The organism is Peribacillus frigoritolerans, assembly GCF_030676415.1.
Taxonomy (GTDB): domain Bacteria; phylum Bacillota; class Bacilli; order Bacillales; family DSM-1321; genus Peribacillus; species Peribacillus frigoritolerans_A.
This window is the reverse complement of record NZ_JAUUTW010000001.1, coordinates 301924-324878: the sequence shown is the minus strand read 5'-3', so window position 1 is coordinate 324878 and position 22955 is coordinate 301924. Positions and strand designations below refer to the sequence as shown.

Genomic DNA, 22955 nt, shown 5'->3' with positions numbered 1-22955 from the left:
CAAAAAGATGAGAATCGCACTAAGGGTATTGGTACCTGTGATCGGAGTGAAATGTCCTGCACTGCTGACCTTGATAACATAAACCGCATTCCCTTATTGCATGGGTCACCATGCTATTTGGATTGATCTTTTCCATCTTTCCGAAACAATTAATCACATAAAGAAGCGCCCCTTGTATTAAGGAGCGCTCTCTTTTAGAGTTTCACGAGTAAATGTGGAAAACTCACGAGTAAATGTTCTAATTTCACGAGTAAATCCGCTTAACTCACGAGTAAATGCTCAATTTTCACGAGTAAATCTCTATTAATTATTGATATTCGTAATTCTGCCTTCAATTTCTGCCGTGATCTTCCCGCCTTTAAACGTTTCTTTTACATAGTTAACGAAAGCTTCCAGATCAGCATGTCCAAACACTCGCTCTTTTCCTTTCAGGACGGTATAGTTATCACCGCCGCTTGCCATGAAATCATTGACGGCCACCGTGTATGTTTCGGTATCCTTGATCGGTGTTCCGTCCGCTTTCTTCAATAAAGTGACACGTTCCGTGACAGGTTTACTGAAGTCGGCTGTATAGCTCAGTCCAGAAATTTGCAAAGTTTTCGGAGATCCTTCCACGATCCATTGCTGTTGAAGCAGCGTTTTCACTTCGGCTCCAGTAAGTTCCAGCTTAACCAATACGTTTCCGAACGGCTGGATTTTCGCTAGATCGGAAAAAGTGACTTCCCCCTTTGGAATATCTGCACGAATTCCACCTGGATTCATGAAGGCAAAATCGGTGTTCAAATCTGCCTTCATTGCATCGGCAATTAAATTCCCAAGGCCCGTTTCTTGCGTATAGGCATTGGTCCTTAAGATTTTCTCATCCGTTGTCCCAAGCGGGGCTTTCAACTCGGGGAACATGTCTAGATAGTCGTCAATGAATTTCGTCGTCCCGGCATCCGGTGTGATGCCATCTTGTGTAACCGTGACAATCTCAGCTGACTTTTTGACAATATCCTTTGTGTTTGGGTCTATTTCCAAATCCACATCTTCAAAAGCCGTTCCATAAGAGTAAGCTTGTACAATCAATTTATTATCCACATAGTTGTTGACCTTTGCATGATTATCTCCAGCTAAGATCACATCGACTTCATCATCCACGGCATTAGCAAGATCAGCCACTTCGCCTGTGATGATCCCTTCCTTTTCAGTGCCTGGGTCATGTGAGATAATCACAATCGATTTGACGCCTTTTTCTTTCAACTCATTAACCGCCTTATTTACGGCAGGTGCCTGTTCTATGAATTCCACATTCTTAATGCCATCCGGACTTACTTTTTGAGGTGTAGCATTCGTGACTACACCTATGAACCCAATATCAACCCCGCCGACCTTTTTTATGACGTAAGGGTCCAAAATCGGTTTTTTCGTGTCTTTATATACGACATTGGCTACTACATATGGAAAGTTCAATTTATCGAATACCACATCGGATGTTGGCGACTTTCCGCCATTGATTTGAGCCATCAGGGTTTCTACCCCTTTGTCGAACTCATGGTTCCCGACAGTTCCGACATCGAATTTCATATTATTCAAAAACTGAAGCGTCGGTTTGTCCTGGATCAAAGAAGAAACGGGAGCACTTGCCCCAACAGCATCGCCTGCCGAAAGTAAAAGTGTATTTTCAGGGTTTTCAGCTTTACGCTGCTTCAAGTGCGCAGCTAAATAATCAGCACGTCCTTGTTTGGTACCGCCAAAGTCGGAAGTGGTATCAAGCTGGCCGTGAAGATCATTGATTCCGAGCAGTTGCACCTTAACGTTTTCTTTCCCCAAATTGAAATTGTAAATGCCAAAGCCTTTATCATCCTTTTTCCCTGTATAGGAAATCGGGCTGTCTTCATTTAAATATTCCGCACCTTTTGGTGATGAGGTGAAAGTAACGTTCACCTTGCCTGAAATCGGGGCGATCGACCAGTTATTATCAGCGGTTGGATTGATTTCCTTCTCTTGTGTGATGTAATCCATCAAGATCTGGCGATTTTCATCCGCAGAGTCAACTACATATTCGCTGCCCTTGACTCCCGGGAAGTTCCCCCCGCCCGAAGCACGGTAATTATTTGTCACGACGATGAAATCTTGATTTGGGTCCACTGGTTCACCATTATATTTCAAATCTGCAATCCTGCTTGAATCCGACACTTTTATCCCTTTTTCATCATAGCGCGGAGCCTTGCTGACATCGATTTGATACGTGACGCCGTCAATCACATCAAAATTATAGACGGCAAACTTTCCATTAAGCAGCTCCTGCTCCTCAGACTTGGCAGGATCGATTGTATTATATTTCCCTGCAGACATCTCAAGCCACTCTTTAACCACGGACCCTTTGACCTTGATTGCCTTCAAGGTATTATCGTATAAATATAAATCACCGGCGCTGCGAATGGTCAGTCCGCCTTCCTTGATTTCAGTGAATTCCTCGACTCCATTGCGCCCCGCTTTGAAAGGGGCTCCTACAGAGAGAATGGGCAAGTCTTTGTATTCAGGGCGGTTGCTTTGGATGTATTTTTCTACATACCATTTTTGTGCGCTCGTCACGACCTGTACGGAAGGATCGTCTTGCACAAGGGCGAAATAACTATGAATTGGAGCTGTAGTCGTTCCAATTGGCATGTTAACATACTTGATCGTTCCTTCGTGATCCTTCTTCACGGCTTTGACGACAGATGCATCTTCAGCTGCTTTTTTTCCTGTTATTTTGTCGTTGATTGCCCGTGTTGACGAATCGGAATTGACGACTTTCCATTTCCCCTTGATATTCTGGATATCAAGATCGATAATCCCGAGATTACTGCCTCCATATCCAGCTTGAACGGCTGGTACACCATTGATGGTACCTTTTTTATTATCCACGCCTTTAAGGATTTTTCCTTGGCCATCTTTGAATAGGCTGTCTAAAGAAGCTTCATCTTGTGCCGGAAAGACCTTATGCGTGTGGGAGAACGTGATGGCATCGATGCCGGATACCTTACTTAATGAATAGATGACATCCTCGGTATTCTTGGTATCGCCATTAAACCCGGAATGTGTGAGCGCCACGATGACATCCGCGCCCTTTTTCTTCATTTCAGGTACATATTTTTTTGCAGTTGTGACGATTTCCTTTGTAATGACCTTCCCGTCAAGATTCGCTTTATCCCAATCCATGATTTGCGGAGGGGCAAATCCAATGTAGCCTATTTTCACTGATTTCTCTTTTCCATTGATGTCCTTTACTTTCTTCGTGACGATTTTATAAGGAGTATATTTATTTTTATCATTCTTTGGATTATTGTCTTTATCTTTTTTATAAACATTGGCATTGACGTAAGGGAAGTTCGCATCGTTGATGGCCTCGTCCAAATAAGATAAACCATAATTGAATTCATGATTTCCGAATGTGGCCACATCATAGTCCAGCAAGTTCATCGCTTTAAAGACGGGATGGACTTCACCTTTTTTCAGGGGCGCTATTTTCGCTTTGTACGTACCTAGCGGGGTCCCTTGAATAAGGTCGCCGTTATCCACTAATACGCTATTTTTCACTTCTTTTCGTGCCTGTTTGATTAAAGTTGCCGTGCGGGAAAAACCGACGGAGTCCGAAACGGCATCCTTATAATAATCATAGCTCACCAGATTAGTGTGTATATCTGTCGTTTCCATGATCCTTAGTTCAAATGGTGCATCCGAAACGGAGGCTGCCAGGCTGTTGCCGAAGTTACTCGTATTGCCGTTATACTTGGAGACAACCGATACTTTGACCCAATAACCCGATTTGTACGAGTTGAAGTACGCTGAGAACTTTTGGGCCGATTTAATATCCGCCTCAACGGCAGACTGAGAAATGACCTTCGTTCCATTCATTAATTGGAAGACAACGGTTTCATTTCCTTTGTTCCCTTTTTTCGGTGTGACCGTTACAGTCGCTTTGGTGCCTTTTGTGTAAATAACAGTAGGAGCTGAAATGATAAATGGTTCAGTCGTGACCGGTTTCTTATTAGCCTCTTTGGCGGATGTCTCCCCCGGTAGGGTAAATGGGGCTGTAATCAAACTCACAGCAAGAATCGGGGCGAGCATCTTATTAACATGCATCTTGAACGACATACTTCACAACCCTTCTATTTTTTGTAAAATGCTAGAATAATATATCATGATTTTGTCGAATAAGCGCCAAATTTTACCGTAATATTACGAATTTTGAATAAACGGCACTTTTTATCCATTCCCATTCAGAATTCATAGATCGATATACCTTCAATTATGTATAATCATCATCGAATCCCATTGAATCCTTAGGGAGAAAGTTTAATATAAAAAAAAGCTGGTCCATTTAAAAGAACCAGCCTGCTAACATCGTATGGATCTCAAAGATCGTTCCTTACACTCTTTATTTCAGGGAAACCTTTTTGAAAACTACAAATCTATAAAGCCCGATCTATTAAACTGGCGGATACCGGTTCGATGCCCATCTCCCTTGACCAGATGGACAGCTGGCCTATATGGTGAATTTCATGAGCTATCAGATGGCGCAGTATCCTGCCTTTTTCGTATGTCCCCTCCATCCAAGATGGCTGAATCATTCCATTCTCATCATCAATGGAATGCGAGTTCAAATAGTCCATGGCCTCAGAGTGATAACGGCTGGATAAATCCTCCACTTTTCCGATCGTATCATAAGCGTCCAAATCGATTGCGACATCAGGCTTCCCTTGTATGGCCCTGATCCAGCTGCATTCGACATCGATAATATGGGCAAGTGTCTTCAATATATTGCCCATCCCTCCTGTGCGCTTCCGTTTCAGCTCCTCACTCGGTAAGGACCGGCACCACTTGAACCACTCACTTCGCACCTGCCAGTTATAATTGAATAATGTCAACATCCATCCCAGCCCCCTAACACTCAATGTCGTCAAAGTATCCTTCAGCACTGCACCCCTTTGTACTGATAATAATCTTGTCTTTGAATAGTTTTGAATCCACAAGATTCATAGAGTCTTAAAGCATGCTCATTAGTCGCCTCTACCTCGAGAAAAATATCATATCCCAGCTGGCATTGTTCGGCTACAACCTTTTTCAACGCCTTTCCGCCAAGCCCTTTTCCCTGGTATTTTGGCAAAATGGAAAATCCATAAATCCACGCTTCCCGGCCTGATTGATCAACACGGACCTTACCGACCGCGCGGCCATCCTTTTCAATCATCATGGTTTTCAGAGTATCCTCATATTGGATTCGCTGATAATAATCCTTCGCCTCTTGTTTCGTAAAATGGAAACATTGAATATCCAGCTGAATTTCCGTTTCCTCATCATCTCTCCGTGAAGGGCGAACGACTGCATCACCATAATCATCAAGCTCCGTTTCGGACCATTTCATTTGAAACTCAGAAAATGCAAACTCACATGGGAGCTGTTTCAAAAATCCTATCCCTGAATCGGATTGAGCAGGTGAGTTCAAGAGAATCAACTTATAGTTGCGCTCCACGGCACTCCTTATAGCCTCTTCCATCAGCTTTGTAAAAATGCCTTGCCTCCGGAAATCAGGATGCACCATCCCGCACATCTCCACTTTGTTACCAAAATCGTAAAGACCAAGAAAACCAACAAGTTTCAATCCATCATAGTGAAGAAAGTCATTCTTATGCACACCATTTCGACTGCGAAGCGTTTCCCAATTCAGCTTTAAAGTAAAGCCTTCCCGTTCACATTCATGCTGTAGGATCCGAACATCTTCTAGCTGTTTATCCTTCAAATTTGCCACCCCTTTTCCATATTATCAGTTTATTACCAAAAATTAAGAAAAGCAGCACCCTTTTTTACCCGGATGCCACTTATTTCCATAAGTTTATTGATGAATGTTGTTTTTTTAAAAGTATTTTCACTTTAATCCATAAAACTAAAATCGTACGAGGGGAGGATTTCCTATCTAATTCCATTGAAGGATGAATTATAGTAGTAAAATGATTCTAAATGACGATTATTTTTTACCTATTTTGTGCTATATTCCAAATAATGGGTTACCATTATATTATTCGAGTTTAAGGGAGGGATTTAACAAAGTCTTGATTTTCAGATGGTACCCATTTCTTTATACCCGAATTCCGGACCCTTTTTATAATAGAATCCGAAATTCGGTGTTTAACACCTGGCACATTACGTCCTGAGGTTATCGTTTTTTTGTTTTATGAGCGGACTTTTTTAAGTTCTCTACGTCCGTTGTGAGTTCTTTTAATTGTTTACCGAAGCGGAAGAGCAAAAACATAGAAACGACGAATGGATAGCCAAATTCGCTAACTAATGAAACCCACATAGTAGCATCCTCAATCATCATCCTCTTCACCCCTTTTCTTGTATCTGATATCTAAAGTGAAACTTGTTTAAAAAAATCAATCTAGCACTATTGATTTATGGAAAAAAGAACGAATGTTCCTATATAATTGATTTATTCCCCTTGTCTATCACTTTATTAATTAAAGGAGGGATAACAATGAACCAATTAACTTCTCATTTTTTTTCTCATTCATTGGAGTTTCTGCAGCAACAGTACTCATCTTTCTTTGAACAACCGATCATTCAAGTATTTTTACAGAACCCAGAGCATTTAAAGATTTTCACTGAAACTCTTGATTCCCCTTCTTCCCACAACATTTGTCATCTCAACGAGACTTTCAAAATTTTCTATTACCGGGCTAAAGTATACAAATACATGTGCTCCTTAATTTACTTTTTCTCTGTTGATTATGATAAAAGGGCACGGAAGCAGCGGGAACGCTATCGAATGGTACTTGATGCGACACCAAGGGATACTGGCGGATTGATCGATCGAATCGGCACTTTGGACGTTCAACTTGAAAAGATGGGGGAAACGAATGAACTCGCTTCACACATAAGTGATGAAGAGATGATAAAGGCCTTGAAGAAGTTAACAGCCAAACAAAGCCTGGTGCTGACCATGATTTTTTCCTACGGCCTATCCAACAAGGAAATCGCTGCCTATTTCCATGAGTCGCCACAGAATATCTCAAGCATCCGTAAACAAGCTCTAAAAAAACTTCGAAAGCACTATATGGATGAGGTATATGTTAGAAAGGAGAAAAGCAATTGTGGATAAAAAACTGTCAAAAGATGAATTGATGGATCTAATCGACTCTTTGAATCCTAAGATAAAAAAATCGTTAAAAAATACGAACTATCAAGACCGGAATGATCTGGAGCAAGAAATTAAACTCAAGATCATTGAATCATATGAAAAAATCGCAGCTATCGAGGCCCCTAATTTTGAGGAGTTCCTTGCAGAATTCTTTACTAAGCAAAAACAATGAAAAAGTACCAAGTCCAGAGCAAGGATGCTGGACTTGGTACTTTTTTTCTGAATATCAGTATGATGGTTTCAATGTCAACTTACCACCTTTTGGATCGTCCATTGTGGTTTTGTGATAAGCACCTTCTGCCCAATCATCAAGCTGATCATGGTACCACTCACTTTTAACGATTGACCCGGGCCAACGAGGTGATACCCTTGATTCATGTCGGCTAGGTCGATGACGAATCTCCAGGAGCCACCATGATTAACGGTTCCATCATCTAAAAATGCCGCCGCCTGTACGGTGACACTGCTGCCACCTACCGGAATTCCGCGCCGCTGTTAAACAAATAATTTAATGGGGCGACACTCGATAGCGGGTGGTTAAAACTGACCTTATGATAGTCTCCCCATTCCCAATCAGCTATATCGTCACCTTGTGATTCTTCCAGTTCCGTTAACGTCACCTGTATATGCGGGACCCCACTTGAATCCCTCACCACCGTAACCGGTTTCAAAAGACCTGGAAGCGATATTTCCCCCTTTGTTTCCGGCAAGGATCTTGAAAGAAATACATTTGCAGCAATCAAGACAGACAGCAAAAGTATAATCAGGATTCCGAAACTCCATAGCGCCCGCTTTCTCCACTTCCGTTTTGGCTTTTGCTGACGTACGGCAACTTCCATCAATCTATCTTCCTCTCCCCTTAAAACTCTCTTTCTTTCTATTTAAGATATTCCGCGTTTATCCCCATCTTTCCTACCAACTTCCTTACATTCTCTCTATTTATTTCAAGAAAGAAGAAAGGTGCAAGGACGGATTATTCCGGGCAAGGTCGATTTACTACCGCTTATGGTCGAATTATTCCGGTCAAGGTCGATTTACTACCGTTTAAAGCCGAATCATCCCGCGTTTGGTCGAATTACTACCGCGAAATTGCTTCGATAAACATTAAATCAAATGCAAAAACACCGATACAATGTATCGATGTGGCAGGAAATGCTAGCTATTTGCAATAATGTATTCAATCACTTTATCTGCATCGTCTGTATAAAAGAGAGCTTTATCAAAGTCATGGGCCGCCTTCGTCTCGGCTTCCATGTATTCAATTGGGGAGAGGAGTCCAAAGAGCCTCTTCCATTTATGAGTTTTCTCCAGAAGTTTTCTTTCCTTTTTTATATCCTCTGGTATGAATTCATTAATGATAAAACATGGGTCGGAATATGAAGGGTCCTGAAAACGTTCGTTCAAGGCCCGCAATTTATCCCGATCCCATTCCACCCTTACCAAGTCCGATATGACCGAGACATTTTGGACCGAGTCGAGGATGCGTTTGGACAAAGCATCATATTCTTCATCCTCCAGCCCATTATCCGTCATGATTCCTACACAATACCATTTTTCATTATGATCAGGTTCTTCATTTTTCTTGAAAAACACTCTTCATCCACCTTCCTTACACGAATTTACATGTCCTATTTAATTTAAATGAAAATCAACATGTCCACCCACGTCATTTCACTATAATATAACATGGAGAAATATCGATGGGCGATATGAGAGCTGCAGGAATGTTAGCCTGACATAGAAAAAAAGATACCCTGAAAAAGGATACCTCCATCATACTGGCTGAAGAGCCAGCCCTCTTTGTTTAAACAGATATTCCAGAGCCTGCCTGAACGATAGAAAGGCTTTTACCTGATTTACGAAATCAAGTTTGACGATCTCTTTCGCGACATCAGGGCTAAAACCGACAAACATCGTTTCCGTTCCCATCAGCGCCAATGCCCCCACTAATTGATCCAGCAGGGAGAGCATATTGCTTTCCTTCGTAAAAGTAATTCCCGAGAAATCCATGATCAATACTTCCGCATGCAGATCTGCACATTTTTGCAGGACCGTCGATTGCATCGACTCCATTCTCCAATCGTCAATGCGTCCAATCAACGGTAGGAGCAGCACATCCTTTAAAACGGTCTGAACAATCGGGGTGGACAATTCTTCCATGACTTCTTGGTTTTCTTTTATCTTCTGCAAAGAATCGTTTGCCATTTTCGCCATTTCTTTATAATGATTCACGTAACTGATACTCACACAGTGTATGAATTGGTCCAGGATTGCATCAATTATCGAGCTTGCCTTTAGCAAAATTTCAATGGAGTAATAGCGATTGCTTACTTCTTCTTCAATGAAACTCCAGAAAAGGTTACGCACAAGCTGTGCTTCCTCAATATTCTTATCTAAAGGAATGCCCATATCCACGATACGCTTACCTATTTCCATACCCGTTATTTTCATACTTTCCATCGCTTGTGCCTTTCCATGAATCAAGGCATCTGCATGAATTTGAATAAGCTTTGACCGTACCTCTTTACTGGTTTCAAAATCATAGAGCGGTTCCTCTTCTTCAAACAGCTCGATATGCTCCACTAAGATATATTTAAATTTTTCAATTTTTTCACCGATCATTCTTAATTCTTCCATGTAGACCTCCCATACAGGGCTTTTATCACATTTTATCAAATAATTAATGGGTAGGGATATAAAATCCTTCTATTACTAATATGATAATAGACGTTTACCCTTTTCTATATAAGGGTATTATGATATATGACTTGGAGGGATTACCATGAAAAAAGTTCAAAAAGACTTCGAATCTGAAAACATGAGCGATTTAGTCGAACTCATAAACAGTAAAAATAACAGCCGCAGAATCTTGGATGTACTTCGGCGTAATAAAAAGGATAAAAGTAAAAGCAAAGATAAAAAATGAAAAAGCCCCGTCCTAAATGGCCTGGGTTTTTTGAATGGATAAACTAAAAAAGCTGAGTTCGTTCATTAAGCAAACTCAGCTCTCCTGTCATTAAACCTTGATTGCCACTACCTTTTTCTCCGGATTTCCTTCACATGGTTCCCTTCAGTAGTAATATAGACTGTTTCATCAATTTTGTATGTTAAATAACGGTCACAATCAATTTCGTACGTTTTCCCATTGTCGAATTTCATTGCGCAATTGGATCCCTCTTCGGTTTCCGTCACATTAATGACTTCGTTCGTCTTAAAACCGACTGCCTTGCCATCGGAGAAATGAGGATAGTATTTTTCAACAATCTCCACCTTTTCCAATCTGCCCGGACTTGTTAAATATACAACGAATAATATAATTAAAACGGCTATTAACCCAATGAGAATTACTGCTTTTCGTTTCACTCTATCTATTACCCTCTTCTCTTAACAATCTATTATTCAATATCCCTTTTCACTAGATTATATTCAGGATTCGGAAAATCATGATAGAAAAGATCATTTTATTTAACGATTTTCACTTTTTCAACCATCATGGCACAAGCAGCAGCCAAGAGGATCAGAATGGATACAGCCGAGATGACCCCTCCCCACCCGAACTTCATCAGGAATATTCCGCCTGATGCCCCTACTACACTTGAACCCGCATAGTAAAACAGGAGATATAATGCGGATGCTAGTGCTTTTTCACTTTTGTCAGCTAACCTTCCGACCCAACTGCTCGCAATTGAATGAGCTCCAAAAAAGCCAAATGTAAACAGGGCAAGCCCCATTATTTTCAGCAAAAGCGGATCTAATAAGGTTAAAAGGGCCCCCATCATCATGATTGCGATTCCGGAAAGAAGTACAAGCCTCCGACTATATTGATCGGCAAGCCTCCCCATCCATGTAGAACTAAATGTCCCCACCAGATAAATAATGAAAATGAAGCCAATCAATGTCTGTGATAAATGATAGGGCGGTCCCATTAATGGTATACCCACAAAGTTATAAACGGTAACAAACGAGCCCATTAATAGGAAGGCCATACCAAATAAAAGTACTAGTCTGTTATTCCTTAAGTTATTAATGAGGGAGGTTTTAATTCTGGACAATGAGACTCCTACGCGGACTGCATGCCGCGAAGGCGGAAGCATCCACCAAAAAGCCAGACTGATGATCAAACTTAAAGCCCCAAGGCTTCCAATCGCTATGTTCCATGAGAAATGGTCGGTCAGCACCCCGACAATCAGCCTGCCAGCCAATCCGCCGATACTCGAACCACTCACATAGATCCCCATCACATAGCCCAGGCTTTTTGGATGAAATTCTTCACTGATATAAGCCATCGCAATTGCCGGGAAACCTGCAAGCACTGCTCCTTGAATCGCCCGTATTGCAATAAGTATGTATAGATCATCCTGAATGAAGCTGACACATATGGATAACAATGCAGACAGAGTGAGCGCCGTCCCCATTATTTTTTTCCTATCGATATTTTCTGAGAAAAAGGAAACAAGCAATAAACAAATGGCAAGCGTTCCAGTTGCGAAAGATAATGTAAGACTTGCCATTGCAGGAGAGACTCCGAATTGCTTTGCGAAAACCGGAATGACCGGTTGGGTACTATACAGATCCGCAAACGTTACAAAGCTGCCAAGAAATAAAGCCAAGATTGTTTTCCTGAATGATTTACCAGCTGGCTCGATATAATTCACTTTTTTTCAGACCCTTCACTTTTTTAACTTTCCCCCTATGTTAATACGAACTTCCCGAGTTGTCTATTTCGTCACTTTTGTCCAAAAGGAAATTTTGTTCCTGCAATTTATAAAAAAACCCTTCACTGCATGCAGTGAAGGGTTTTCCATTAATATGACCGTTTATCATTCCGCTCACTTTTTTTAAGCAGCCAGTACACAGGCATACCTATAATGAGGATGATCACCGAGTACAGGGCATTTAAAGGTGTTTGGATTAATGTGCTTAAAACAATGTATATTGCACCAGCAATCGCCACGATGGGGATGAATGGGTAAAACGGCACTTTATACGTTTTTGCATCCGGATCTTTTCTGCGTAAGATAAAGACCGCAAAGAAGGCTAATCCATAAAAACAGAAGACAGAGAAAACAGCCATATTGGTAAGTTTGTCAGGGTCTGTTGCAACCATCATGATGATTGCAATGATCACTTGCAATACCGTCGCATTTATTGGTGTTTTAAACTTAGGCGATATCTTTCCGATTTGTTTATGGCCTGGCATCATTTTATCAGTCGCCATCGCCAAGGTAATGCGCGGAAAGGTCAAAAGCTTTCCGTTCAAGCAACCGAAGATTGAAATCGCTATTCCGATTGATATCAATTTCCCGCCCAATTCACCGAATAGCATCGTTGCCGCAACATTCGCCGCATTCGTACCATGGGCTATGACTCCCTCCGCCCCCAATACATGAAGCATGGCAAGGTTCACAGCCAAGTAAGAGACCATGACCACGACTAATCCCGTTATGATTGCCCGCGGCAACGTTTTCTGCGGGTTTTTCATTTCCCCTGCCATGAAGCCGACATTCATCCAGCCATCATACGCCCAGAGCGTAGCCAAAATCGCACCGGCCATACTGATTTTCATTGAACTTTCACTATTGATATTGAATACAGGCATATCACCTTGTGCGATACCGAACACCGCTATGAAAATGATGGGAATCAATTTAGCAATGGTCGATAAGGTTTGGATGATACCGCCGTATTTTGTCCCCAGCAGATTCATGCCTGCTATAAATAGGATCGTAACAATCCCTATCGCCAAAGTGTAGCCTGAAGCGATATTAAATATCCCTGCAACTAATAACCCGAAGTATAAACTGAGTGCGCCCATGACTGCAGGCCCATATACCAATGTCTGAACCCAGCCGCATAGGAATCCCCATGCTTTTCCGTACACTTCTTCCATATAAACATATAAGCCTCCGGTTTTAGGAATCCGTGTACTCACTTCCGCAATCGTCAACCCGCTTGCCAGGGTAATCAGACCACCTATCAGCCAAGCTAACAAGGCCATGGTTGAATTCCCGCTTAATTCAAGCACGTCACCAGGTCTCATGAAAATACCAGAACCGATAACTGTACCAACTACAATAGATGTTCCAACCCAAAAGCCAACCGTTTTCTTCAATTGGTCATTTCTCATGTTGTCCTCCCCAGGTGTACACATGTATTTTATTTATACTAAAATTATATCATATAAATTATACGAGAATAGTTTATGCAATCATTTGAATATTACAATAAATAATGAAACACGTTGGTACCATTACGCTCAGGGGGCTTTATTATATTTATATTTTTTTTACTGATTATGTCTGGAACTGCACTAAAAACCGAATATTTTTTTATTAAAGAAAGATTTATTGATATTTCACTCCGTAATAACGAATTAAAAACTATAAAGTCCAATTATCATTCGTGCTTATTTTTCTGTGAATCCTGCTTTTTTTCGGACAAAAAAAAACCACCCCTAATCAAACGGGGTGATCCCTCTCCTCTTTCAAGCTTCATTTCGTATTACCAAATAATGAATAGAAGCACAACCGCCAAGACGATCCGGTAAATGGCAAAAGGAGTCAATTTAACTTTATTGATTAAAATCAAGAAAAAGCGGATACAGAATAACGCAAAGATAAATGCACTGATGAAACCTGCAATAAAGAACGGCAGAACTTCAGGTGTGAAGCTTTCCCAGTACTTCACGATTTTCAACAAACTGGCACCAGCCATGATCGGCACGGCCATGATGAACGTGAAATCGGAAGCCGCCCGGTAGCTCATACCCAAAAGCACTCCACCGGAAATGGTCGAGCCTGAACGCGAGAATCCCGGCCATAGTGACAAACATTGAATTAACCCTACACCGAAGGCTTGTTTATAAGTGATTTGGTCAACCGTCTCTGCAGTCAGCTTTGGACGGAATTTATCCGCAGCAATCATCAAAAACGCGCCTAAGAACAATCCGACGATAACCGTCTTCATCGTAAATAAATGATCATCAATATAATCTTCGAATAATAGACCTAAAACGCCCGCCGGCAACAATCCGACAATGATCTGCAATAGGTTAAGCTTTTGGCCGTTCACAGCGGATGTGCCTTTCAGCTTCCTTAAACCAAGCAAGTCCATGAATCGCCCCCAGAAGAGCACGACAACGGCGAGTATCGAACCAAGCTGAATGACCACCTTGAAGGCATTGGCCACTTCACTCCCGAAAAGTTCTTTCGAATTCAGCCATAAATCATCAACGATAATCATATGCCCTGTAGACGATACAGGAGCAAATTCAGTTAATCCTTCTACAAGACCAAGGATAACTGCAACAAAAATTTCCCACATATTCATTTTATTCACCTCATATTTCGAACACCTATTTATGGAAATATCATATGTATTTTACTCGTTGTTTAAAATATTGTCTATTAAACATTGCTGAAACAATTCAAGCGTACATGTATGATAGGGTTCAAGATAAAGTTTAAAGGGGAAGTGATGATTTTGCAAAACATACTGATTTTCGCTCATAGGGGGTCCAAGGGAACGCATCCTGAAAATACCATGGCAGCATTTCAAAAGGCGGCAGAAATCGGGGCCGAGGGGATCGAGTTCGATGTCCATCTCAGTTCTGACGGGGAATTGGTCATCATCCATGACGAAACACTTGATCGAACGACCACCCTTACTGGTTATGTAAAAGATCACTCGGCACAAAAACTGAAAACGGCTGATGCCGGGAGCAAATTTTCCAGTGAATTCCTTGGGGAGAGGATTCCTTTTTTAATGGAAGTTTTCGACTGGGCAAAGGGAAATGCTTTATTGATGAATATCGAAATCAAAACGGATAAACTCGCCTACGAAGGAATTGAACAGAAGATCATTGATTTAATTCGTCAATATCAAATGGAAAATCGGGTGATCCTCTCTTCCTTCAACCATCAATCCATTGAAAAAGCGAAGATGCTTGCCCCAGACCTTGAACGTGCATTATTGTTCGAGGGGCTTCCTGAAAACTTCGAAGAAATTTTACGTGATAAAAAAGAATCGGGTTTCCATCCAGATAAAAACAGCCTGACTCCAGCAGTTAGTGAAAAAGCGAAAAAACTTGGATATAAAATCCGGCCTTGGGTCGCCAATGATGAAGCCGACATCGTCAAGCTGGCAGAGTTGGGAGTCGACGTCATCATGACCGATTTCCCTGAAAAGGCAATCAAGGTTTTAAAAGCTTGGCAGTCACATGGCTGAACAATGCGAAAGAGAAGGAGCGATACTCCTTCTCTTTCAAATCCATATTTATTCAATTAATTAACGAGAAAAGTTTGAACCACCTAATTGTTGTTCAGCCATTTGAACCAAACGTTTTGTGATTTCCCCACCAACAGATCCGTTAGCGCGAGAAGTAGTGTCAGCACCTAGGTTTACACCAAATTCACTAGCGATTTCATTCTTCATTTGTTGTAGAGCTTGTTCTGCACCAGATACTAAAAGTTGATTGCTGTTATTGTTGTTTGCCATGTGTTTTCACCTCCTACTAATATTAATTAGCATTTTAAGCTTAAATTATTATTGCCAATTTATTGAATTTTTTTGTTTGCGTTTCTCTTAATCCCAAGCTCTTTATCATGAATTTCTTTTTATGCTCATAAACTGTTAGGAAACTTTCAGTAGGAGGGAAAAGAATTGCAAATTCATGTGGTTAGGCCAGGCCAGACGTTATATGGCATCGCCCAGACATACAGCGTAACCGTTGACAGGCTCGTCGAATCAAATAAGATCCCTAACCCAAATAATCTTGTTTCGGGGCAGGCCCTTGTCATTCCAATCGTCGGCAGTTATTATTTCGTTCAACCGGGTGATAGTTTATATTCGATATCTCAAAAAGTTGATGTCCCTGTTCAAGAATTGGCAAATATAAATGGCATTTCCGAAAATCAAATCCTATCCGTTGGATACCGGCTCTATATTCCGGCACGGAGGAAAAGGACCGCCGAATTCAACGGCTATGTCGAGCCGAGGGGAACGACGGTTGCACCGGCCCTTGAAACGGCTGCCAGGGAAGCTGCGCCCTATTTAACCTACTTAGCCCCTTTCAGCTTCCAAGCGCTTCGAGATGGCTCCTTAAAAGAGCCATTACTCAATGACTTCCCTGCCATCGCCAGAGAAAATAAAAATGTCCTGATGATGGTGATCACGAATCAGGAAAATGACCAATTCAGCGATGAACTCGGACGAATCATCTTAACGAATACTTCCGTTCAGAATAAGTTCCTGAACAATATCGTTACAACGGCAAAGAAATATGGATTCCGGGATATCCACTTTGACTTTGAGTTTTTAAGGCCGGCTGATAAAGAAGCCTATAATCAATTTCTCCGAAAGGCCAGGGATCGCTTCAAGAAGGAAGGATGGTTCATTTCCACGGCACTTGCCCCTAAAACAAGTGCTGAGCAAAAAGGCCGTTGGTATGAGGCCCATGACTATAAAGCACATGGTGAAATCGTCGACTTCGTTATCATCATGACTTATGAATGGGGATATAGCGGTGGACCGGCAATGGCCGTTTCCCCTATTGGACCTGTTCGGGAAGTTCTCGAATATGCCGTCACCGATATTCCCTCCAACAAGATCCTGATGGGACAGAATCTATATGGCTATGATTGGACCCTGCCTTTTGTACAGGGATCCACCGCCAGGGCGGTGAGTCCGCAGCAGGCCATCCAGATTGCGGCGGACAATAATGTTTCCATCGAATATGATGAAACCGCACAGGCCCCGCACTTCAACTATACCGATATAGAGGATAGGCAGCATGAGGTGTGGTTTGAAGATGCCAGATCCATTCAGGCAAAATTCGATTTAATTAAAGAACTGAATCTAAGGGGAATGAGTTATTGGAAGCTCGGCTTAGCCTTCCCTCAAAACTGGCTGCTCATCAGTGATAACTTTAACGTACGGAGAAGGGTTTAAGAGAAGATTAAGGAATACTGAAACGCAAACGGGCATATAATCATTTATCGAGCATGAAGTCCATTCAGGATACGTGACTCAGCACTAAAAGCCTTCCGATATCACCGGAAGGCTTTTATCATTCACCCGAAATCGAATGGCAACTTTCCAGGTAAGATGCCGATATTCCATTCAAAGTTTGTCTGTCGGCACCCTTATGAGCCAAGCCTTTTTTGACCATACTAAAAGGAACAGCTTAAGGGGTGTGAAAAACATGATTCGAATCGGTCCATATATCAGCACCGTTCCCAGATTTCCGCGTTTCATCAGATTGCTTTCCATCATCGCATTATTTTTACTTTCATTCGGGGTCTTGATCCACATTGTGGAGCCGAAGAGATTCCCCACTTTACTTGATGGCATCTGGTGGGCAATCGTCACTATGTCAACGGTGGGTTACGGAGATTTCACTCCCGTTACAAATCTTGGAAAAGTCATTGGGATGGTCCTCATTTTGTCAGGCGCCGGCCTGATTACCTCTTATTTTGCGTACATCGCTAAAATTTCCATTTCCAATGAACAGCAATTTCTAACAGGAAAGAAAGTATTCGGCGGCAGCGGTCATATCATCATTGTAGGCTGGAATGGCCGTTCCAAGAGAATCATCCAAAACATTCATGATCGCAAACATCATCAATCCATAGTCCTTATCGATGATACGCTGCAAAAGCACCCGCTTCCAAGAACGAATATCCACTTTATACAAGGAAAAGCTACATTGGATTCCGTTTTACAAAAAGCTAATATAAAACAAGCCATACGCGTTCTAATTACGGCTGACCTTAAGCAAGACGAGCTGCAAACGGATATGTTCTCGATTTTAACGTTACTGGCTGTCAAAGGGCTGAATCCGCATGTGTATTGTCTTGTGGAAATATTGACGCATGAACAAAAGGAAAATGCGTTACGTGCTGGGGCGGACGGCATAGTCGAAACGAATAAATTCGCGAGTGAATATATGCAGGATTGCTTATCGAAGGGGATCATTACGGAAGTCAGAGAACAAAATGAGCGGAATGGATTGAGCCTCAAACAGCTGCCCATCCAGGATGACTGGGTGGAGTTGACGTTTAAACAGTTGAACGTTAAGCTATTCGATCAAGACATTTTATTGGTCGGCATCATTTCAGGAGGCAAGACATTAATCAAGCCCCCTGGAGATGTAATCATACATCGTGATGACACCCTGCTCATCATTGAAGATTAATGTAATAAAAGCTTTTCCAAATCCCGGACAAGCGTTTTTCCTAATGAGATATAGTTTTCCGGAAATTCGGCATCCGGATTCTCAGGCTCGGCAAACTGATTGAAGGAAGCGGAGAGGTTTCCGATATTTCCTTCATCGTCAATCCCGTCCTCGTACTTATGAGATAACAAAAACGGTTGTAAAAGTTCGACCATTACCCCATCCATATCGAGTGAACCATCAACAGCCTTGAAAGGGACCCGCAAGAATTGGTAGCCATCACTGTCATCAATCTTATAATCAAAAGACCCGTGGTCATAATCCCATCCTCCGCCTATCACATATCCTTCCGGTTTTAACTTCGTCTCCAGATCGAACAAACCGAATGTTTTCCCTTCCAACTGAGAAGAAATTTTAATCATTGTATAAAACCTCTTTCGCTAATTTTCTATTAGCTTAACCAAAGTACCTTAAAAAAAACCTGGAATGACTCCATTGTTCCCTCGATTGGCATAAGGAATTTGGCTTCCAAGCCAGCCTTACGCTTTTGTGAAATTTCCATCGTTTCCTTGATGGCACTGCTTTGGCTTTCAACAAAAAAGGCATCAAGCCGGATGTCATTCCAGCTTGATGCCTTTTATTATAAGCGCTGTTCGAGCTCCGCTTTTTTCTTTTCATAACCCGGCTTGCCTAAAAGAGCAAACATGTTCACCTTATAGGCTTCCACTCCAGGCTGATCAAATGGATTTACACCAAGTAAGTATCCGCTCATTGCACAAGCTTTCTCGAAGAAATATACAAGGTAGCCAAAAGTATAAGCATCGAGCTGAGGAACCGTTACGATCAGGTTAGGAACGCCGCCGTCCGTATGGGCTAACAGCGTACCCTCAAATGCTTTATTATTCACGAATTGCACCGTTTCACCTGATAGGTAATTCAGGCCATCCAAGTCATTGGCCGCTTCTTCAATCAAGATTTCATGACGGGCCTTTTCCACTTTGATGACCGTTTCAAAAAGATCACGCCGTCCTTCCTGAACATACTGCCCTAATGAATGCAGGTCCGTCGAGAAGTTAGCCGATGAAGGGAATATCCCTTTTTGATCCTTTCCTTCACTTTCCCCAAATAATTGTTTCCACCACTCAGAGAAGTATTGGAGTCCAGGCTCATAGTTTATCAGCATTTCAATCGTTTTCCCTTTATTGTAAAGGATATTCCGAACCGCCGCATATTGGTATGCCTGATTCTCCCCTAGCTCGGAAGAACTGAAGTCGGCCCTAGCACGCTCGGCTCCCTCCATGATTTGATCGATATCCGCCCCGCTGACTGCAATCGGAAGCAGCCCTACCGCCGTTAAGACCGAGTAACGTCCGCCAACATCATCGGGAATGACGAAGGTTTGGAAACCTTCCTCCGTTGCTACCGTTTTTAATGCGCCCTTCGCTTTATCAGTCGTAGCATAAATGCGGCTCTTGGCTTCTTCAACGCCGTATTTTTGTTCAAGCAGTTTCCTAAAAATCCTGAAGGCCAGTGCAGGCTCAGTGGTCGTACCGGATTTAGAGATGACGTTGATCGAGAAATCCCTATTTTCCAATAGGTCCATTACGTCCTGCATATATGTAGAGCTTATATTATTACCGACAAATAAAATTTGCGGTGCTTTCCTTTTATCCGAAGGTAGAATGTTATAAAAACTATGTTGAAGCATCTCAACCGCTGCTCGTGCTCCCAGATATGATCCACCGATTCCGATAACCAGCAGCACTTCTGAATCTTCTTTTATTTTCGCGGCCGCTTTTTTGATTCTTGAAAACTCTTCTTTATCATAATTGGCGGGTAAATCAAGCCAGCCAAGATATTCATTGCCTGCCCCTGTCTGCTCATGCAGGGAATGGTGTGCCACTTTTACAGCATCCTGTAGATAGGTAATTTCATGCTCCCCGAAAAACGGCAGGGCTTTTGAATAATCGAAACGAATATGGGCCATTCAAATTCCTCCTTGAATTCTTTAGTTTCCCTTTCACTTTATCTGATGTAATTCTCATAATCAAGAAATCGATCAAGTAAATGATGAATTATGCATATAAAGCAATCTCCCACCTGGCAAGGCGGGAGAGCGGATCATATCACTTGTTTATAAGGAAGCCCGTAAAATGGCAAGGACATCTTCACGGTTAAGGACTTTGAATCGTCCAAATTCCCCTCTGCTCATCGCTTTATCAGCCATGACTTCCAATTGTGAGTCATCGATGCCATAATCCGAAAGATTGGTCGGCGCCCCTAAGCTGCTCCAAAATGACCTAAGTCTTTCAATGCCTTCAAGGGCCGCTTCCTCATCCGATTTACCTTCCGGATCTACATGGAATACACGGACTGCAACTTGTTTAAAGCGTGCGACATTTTCATGGAGCACATGCTTCATCCAATTCGGGAATAAGATGGCCAACCCTCCTGCATGCGGGATGTCATAAACAGCTGAAACGGCATGTTCAATGTTATGCGTTGCCCAATCACCGCGGTAACCAACCCCAAGCGACCCATTCAAGGCCAGGTTTCCGGCATACAGGATAGTGGCCCGATGCTCATAGTCCTCCAGGTCTTCCAATAGTTTTGGTGCCGTTTCAATCACCGTCGATAACAGCGATTCACAAAAACGGTCTTGCAGCGGCGCATGCGTTTCCGGGTGGAAGTACGTTTCGAATACATGTGACATCATATCGACCATTCCGTATACCGTCTGGTCTTTTGGTACTGAAAAAGTATTTTCAGGGTCCAAAATGGAGAATTGCGGAAATACCAATGGACTGCCCCATCCATATTTCTCTTTCGTTTCCCAGTTTGTTATGACAGATCCGGAATTCGCCTCAGAGCCTGTTGCAGCTAAAGTCAGCACCGTTCCGAATGGAAGGGCCTCTTCGACTGGTGCCTTCTTAATGACAAGATCCCATGGATCCCCCTCATATTTAGCACCCGCAACGATGGCCTTTGTAGCATCTATAACGCTCCCTCCTCCAACAGCAAGGACGAAGTCGATACCATGCTCTTTACAAAGATCAACACCTTTTCGGACTGTTGAGATGCGTGGATTCGGTTCAACCCCGGGAAGTTCGTGCACCTCTGCATCGATCACTTTCAAGGTATTGATTACTTTTTCATATAAGCCATTTTTCTTTATGCTTCCTCCACCATATACAAGTAAAACTTTATCGCCATACGCAGGAATTTCAGTTTTTAAGCTTTCAAGCTGACCTTTCCCGAAAATTACTTTAGTAGGATTTTTATAAGTGAAATTCTCCAATGGATCTCTCTCTCCTTTAATGCTACATTGACGCCGTTTTTGAATTGTCCACAGTGCCAATGGTTAGTTTTTCTTTTATTCATTATGACCAATGTTCCATTTAAATACAAAATATCCGCCCGGAACATTTGTGGTGATGTATATTTACATGATGAAAAAGCATGATAAGTAAAGAACTGATTTTTCTCAAAAAAAGGAGGCAGTACAATGAGTGGAATACAAAGAACGGCACTTGTTCTTACAATAATCGGGGCAATCAACTGGGGTTTAATAGGTTTTTTCCAATTTGACTTGGTCGCTTCGATTTTCGGAGGGCAAGATGCTGGATTGGCCCGTATCGTTTATGGGTTGGTTGGAATTGCCGGTCTCATTAATCTTGGTCTTCTCTTTAAACCGAGTCCTGAAATTTCCAGAGCGCCTGAAACTAAACCTACTCGTTGATGTCATGAACATGGACATTGTTTATGATCTATAAAATAAAGCCGGACCATGGATAAACACATGACCCGGCTTTATTTCTTTCAAATGCCCCATTACCGGCCATGAAATGGACAAAAAAAACCGACTGATCAAAAGATCTGCCGGTTCCAAAAAATTATTTTTTGATTAGGTCTTCGCGTTGAGATTGTTCAATCCACTCTTGAAGTTTGTCTTTCAATGTGTTGAAACCTTCAGTAGATTCGATGTGAGATGTCGCTTTAACAGATGCTTGGCGTTTTTTCGGAGCTTTTTTCGGAGCTTCAGTACGCTCAGGAGCTTCTTCTGTAGCGCGGATCGATAAGCCGATTTTTCCAGCAGCTGAATCGATGGAAAGCACTTTAACTTTCACTTCATCGCCCACTTTTAAATGTTCGTTGATATCTTTAACGAAGCCGTGAGTGATTTCAGAAATATGAACTAAACCTTGAGTTGATTCATCTAGAGCAACAAATGCACCGTATGGTTGAATACCAGTAACTTTACCAGCAACTACCGCACCAATTTCGAATTTTTCAGACATGGTAACACTCCTATTTTATATATATTTTTTCGTCTTTTCACGCAATAAAAAATTATATCACATAATTGGAAAATAATCAAAGTTAAGTATACCATACTTTTTGGGATTTTACTCATTAAAAATGTTTGTTTTTTGGAAATAATAAATATTATAAGATCTTTATATATAACTTAACCTAAAAATTTGCAAATAACCTCTATTTCCCTTAAGATATTTACTCATTTTTCTAAAGATTGTAATATTAAAACACTATTCAATTCCCCGTAATCATAGTAAGATGAGAAAATGTTTTAAAAAAGTAATATACAGCTAGATATTC

General features: G+C 41.8%; 24 protein-coding genes. 7 read left to right on the top strand and 17 right to left on the bottom strand.

Annotated elements, in window-relative coordinates; genetic code table 11:
- Positions 1 to 303: 303 nt before the first annotated feature.
- From Q8G36_RS01585 to Q8G36_RS01570, 4 genes are all read right to left on the bottom strand, one after another.
- Positions 304 to 4122 carry a bifunctional 2',3'-cyclic-nucleotide 2'-phosphodiesterase/3'-nucleotidase gene (locus Q8G36_RS01585; RefSeq protein ID WP_305158652.1) on the bottom strand — a complete coding sequence of 1273 codons (3819 nt, stop codon included), beginning with the start codon at positions 4120 to 4122 and terminating at the stop codon, positions 304 to 306.
- Positions 4123 to 4439: 317 nt separating this feature from the next.
- Positions 4440 to 4898 carry a DinB family protein gene (locus Q8G36_RS01580; protein ID WP_305158651.1) on the bottom strand — a complete coding sequence of 153 codons (459 nt, stop codon included), beginning with the start codon at positions 4896 to 4898 and terminating at the stop codon, positions 4440 to 4442.
- 41 nt (positions 4899 to 4939) lie between these two features.
- Complete coding sequence (locus Q8G36_RS01575; RefSeq protein ID WP_305158650.1) at positions 4940 to 5767, bottom strand: GNAT family N-acetyltransferase; 828 nt, start codon at positions 5765 to 5767, stop codon at positions 4940 to 4942.
- Between the two features lie 414 nt (positions 5768 to 6181).
- Complete coding sequence (locus tag Q8G36_RS01570; RefSeq protein ID WP_081088496.1) at positions 6182 to 6346, bottom strand: YvrJ family protein; 165 nt, start codon at positions 6344 to 6346, stop codon at positions 6182 to 6184.
- A 156-nt stretch (positions 6347 to 6502) separates the two neighbouring features.
- Between Q8G36_RS01570 and Q8G36_RS01565 the strand changes: the two genes are divergently transcribed.
- Together Q8G36_RS01565 and Q8G36_RS01560 are read left to right on the top strand one after the other, a co-directional pair.
- Positions 6503 to 7126, top strand: a complete 624-nt coding sequence (locus tag Q8G36_RS01565) for a sigma-70 family RNA polymerase sigma factor (RefSeq protein WP_305158649.1) — start codon at positions 6503 to 6505, stop codon at positions 7124 to 7126.
- Positions 7119 to 7337 (top strand): hypothetical protein, encoded by a 219-nt coding sequence (locus Q8G36_RS01560; protein WP_305158648.1) that lies wholly within the window; start codon positions 7119 to 7121, stop codon positions 7335 to 7337. The genes Q8G36_RS01565 and Q8G36_RS01560 overlap by 8 nt, the downstream gene beginning before the upstream one ends.
- A gap of 74 nt (positions 7338 to 7411) precedes the next feature.
- On the opposite strand, the gene Q8G36_RS01555 is transcribed toward Q8G36_RS01560, so the two are convergent.
- The 4 genes from Q8G36_RS01555 to Q8G36_RS01540 form a co-directional block, all read right to left on the bottom strand.
- On the bottom strand, positions 7412 to 7648 hold the full coding sequence (locus Q8G36_RS01555; protein WP_305158723.1) for a penicillin acylase family protein: 237 nt from the start codon (positions 7646 to 7648) through the stop codon (positions 7412 to 7414).
- On the bottom strand, positions 7639 to 8004 hold the full coding sequence (locus Q8G36_RS01550) for a hypothetical protein (RefSeq protein WP_305158647.1): 366 nt from the start codon (positions 8002 to 8004) through the stop codon (positions 7639 to 7641). The genes Q8G36_RS01555 and Q8G36_RS01550 overlap by 10 nt, the downstream gene beginning before the upstream one ends.
- A 316-nt stretch (positions 8005 to 8320) precedes the next feature.
- Positions 8321 to 8758 carry a hypothetical protein gene (locus Q8G36_RS01545; RefSeq protein WP_305158646.1) on the bottom strand — a complete coding sequence of 146 codons (438 nt, stop codon included), beginning with the start codon at positions 8756 to 8758 and terminating at the stop codon, positions 8321 to 8323.
- A 180-nt stretch (positions 8759 to 8938) separates the two neighbouring features.
- Positions 8939 to 9802 (bottom strand): STAS domain-containing protein, encoded by an 864-nt coding sequence (locus tag Q8G36_RS01540; RefSeq protein WP_305158645.1) that lies wholly within the window; start codon positions 9800 to 9802, stop codon positions 8939 to 8941.
- A 145-nt stretch (positions 9803 to 9947) separates the two neighbouring features.
- On the opposite strand from Q8G36_RS01540, the gene Q8G36_RS01535 reads away from it, so the two are divergent.
- Complete coding sequence (locus tag Q8G36_RS01535; protein ID WP_305158644.1) at positions 9948 to 10091, top strand: hypothetical protein; 144 nt, start codon at positions 9948 to 9950, stop codon at positions 10089 to 10091.
- Between the two features lie 107 nt (positions 10092 to 10198).
- Here Q8G36_RS01535 and Q8G36_RS01530 read toward each other — a convergent pair whose 3' ends face one another.
- The 4 genes from Q8G36_RS01530 to Q8G36_RS01515 form a co-directional block, all read right to left on the bottom strand.
- Positions 10199 to 10528, bottom strand: coding sequence for a hypothetical protein (locus Q8G36_RS01530; protein WP_305158643.1), 330 nt, complete (start codon positions 10526 to 10528; stop codon positions 10199 to 10201).
- A gap of 98 nt (positions 10529 to 10626) precedes the next feature.
- Positions 10627 to 11820 (bottom strand): MFS transporter, encoded by a 1194-nt coding sequence (locus Q8G36_RS01525; protein WP_305158642.1) that lies wholly within the window; start codon positions 11818 to 11820, stop codon positions 10627 to 10629.
- Positions 11821 to 11969: 149 nt separating this feature from the next.
- The gene (locus Q8G36_RS01520; RefSeq protein WP_305158641.1) at positions 11970 to 13292 is read right to left on the bottom strand and encodes an APC family permease; all 1323 of its coding nucleotides are present in this window, start codon (positions 13290 to 13292) and stop codon (positions 11970 to 11972) included.
- A gap of 374 nt (positions 13293 to 13666) precedes the next feature.
- The gene (locus tag Q8G36_RS01515; protein WP_101223595.1) at positions 13667 to 14494 is read right to left on the bottom strand and encodes an undecaprenyl-diphosphate phosphatase; all 828 of its coding nucleotides are present in this window, start codon (positions 14492 to 14494) and stop codon (positions 13667 to 13669) included.
- A gap of 147 nt (positions 14495 to 14641) precedes the next feature.
- Here Q8G36_RS01515 and Q8G36_RS01510 point away from each other — a divergent pair, with 147 nt between their 5' ends.
- The gene (locus Q8G36_RS01510; protein WP_305158640.1) at positions 14642 to 15391 is read left to right on the top strand and encodes a glycerophosphodiester phosphodiesterase; all 750 of its coding nucleotides are present in this window, start codon (positions 14642 to 14644) and stop codon (positions 15389 to 15391) included.
- Positions 15392 to 15451: 60 nt separating this feature from the next.
- Here the strand turns inward: Q8G36_RS01510 and Q8G36_RS01505 are convergent, their stop codons facing one another.
- On the bottom strand, positions 15452 to 15661 hold the full coding sequence (locus Q8G36_RS01505) for an alpha/beta-type small acid-soluble spore protein (protein WP_034310322.1): 210 nt from the start codon (positions 15659 to 15661) through the stop codon (positions 15452 to 15454).
- Between the two features lie 165 nt (positions 15662 to 15826).
- Here Q8G36_RS01505 and Q8G36_RS01500 point away from each other — a divergent pair, with 165 nt between their 5' ends.
- The gene (locus tag Q8G36_RS01500; RefSeq protein WP_305158639.1) at positions 15827 to 17113 is read left to right on the top strand and encodes a glycoside hydrolase family 18 protein; all 1287 of its coding nucleotides are present in this window, start codon (positions 15827 to 15829) and stop codon (positions 17111 to 17113) included.
- Between the two features lie 253 nt (positions 17114 to 17366).
- Complete coding sequence (locus Q8G36_RS01495) at positions 17367 to 18359, top strand: potassium channel family protein (protein WP_305158638.1); 993 nt, start codon at positions 17367 to 17369, stop codon at positions 18357 to 18359.
- On the opposite strand, the gene Q8G36_RS01490 is transcribed toward Q8G36_RS01495, so the two are convergent.
- From Q8G36_RS01490 to Q8G36_RS01480, 3 genes are all read right to left on the bottom strand, one after another.
- Entirely contained in the window at positions 18356 to 18760 is a 405-nt protein-coding gene (locus Q8G36_RS01490; protein WP_305158637.1) for a YugN-like family protein, read from the bottom strand. The two genes, Q8G36_RS01495 and Q8G36_RS01490, sit on opposite strands and share 4 nt — an antisense overlap.
- 218 nt (positions 18761 to 18978) lie before the next feature.
- Positions 18979 to 20325, bottom strand: coding sequence for a glucose-6-phosphate isomerase (locus tag Q8G36_RS01485; RefSeq protein WP_305158636.1), 1347 nt, complete (start codon positions 20323 to 20325; stop codon positions 18979 to 18981).
- 147 nt (positions 20326 to 20472) lie between these two features.
- A complete protein-coding gene (locus Q8G36_RS01480) occupies positions 20473 to 21636 on the bottom strand; it encodes an iron-containing alcohol dehydrogenase (protein WP_305158635.1) in 1164 nt (387 codons plus the stop codon).
- 207 nt (positions 21637 to 21843) lie between these two features.
- Here Q8G36_RS01480 and Q8G36_RS01475 point away from each other — a divergent pair, with 207 nt between their 5' ends.
- Positions 21844 to 22077: a DUF378 domain-containing protein gene (locus Q8G36_RS01475; protein WP_305158634.1), complete on the top strand. Its 234-nt coding sequence runs from the start codon at positions 21844 to 21846 to the stop codon at positions 22075 to 22077.
- A gap of 154 nt (positions 22078 to 22231) precedes the next feature.
- Here the strand turns inward: Q8G36_RS01475 and yugI are convergent, their stop codons facing one another.
- Positions 22232 to 22636: a S1 domain-containing post-transcriptional regulator GSP13 gene (gene yugI / locus Q8G36_RS01470; protein WP_034310304.1), complete on the bottom strand. Its 405-nt coding sequence runs from the start codon at positions 22634 to 22636 to the stop codon at positions 22232 to 22234.
- Between the last annotated feature and the right edge of the window lie 319 nt (positions 22637 to 22955).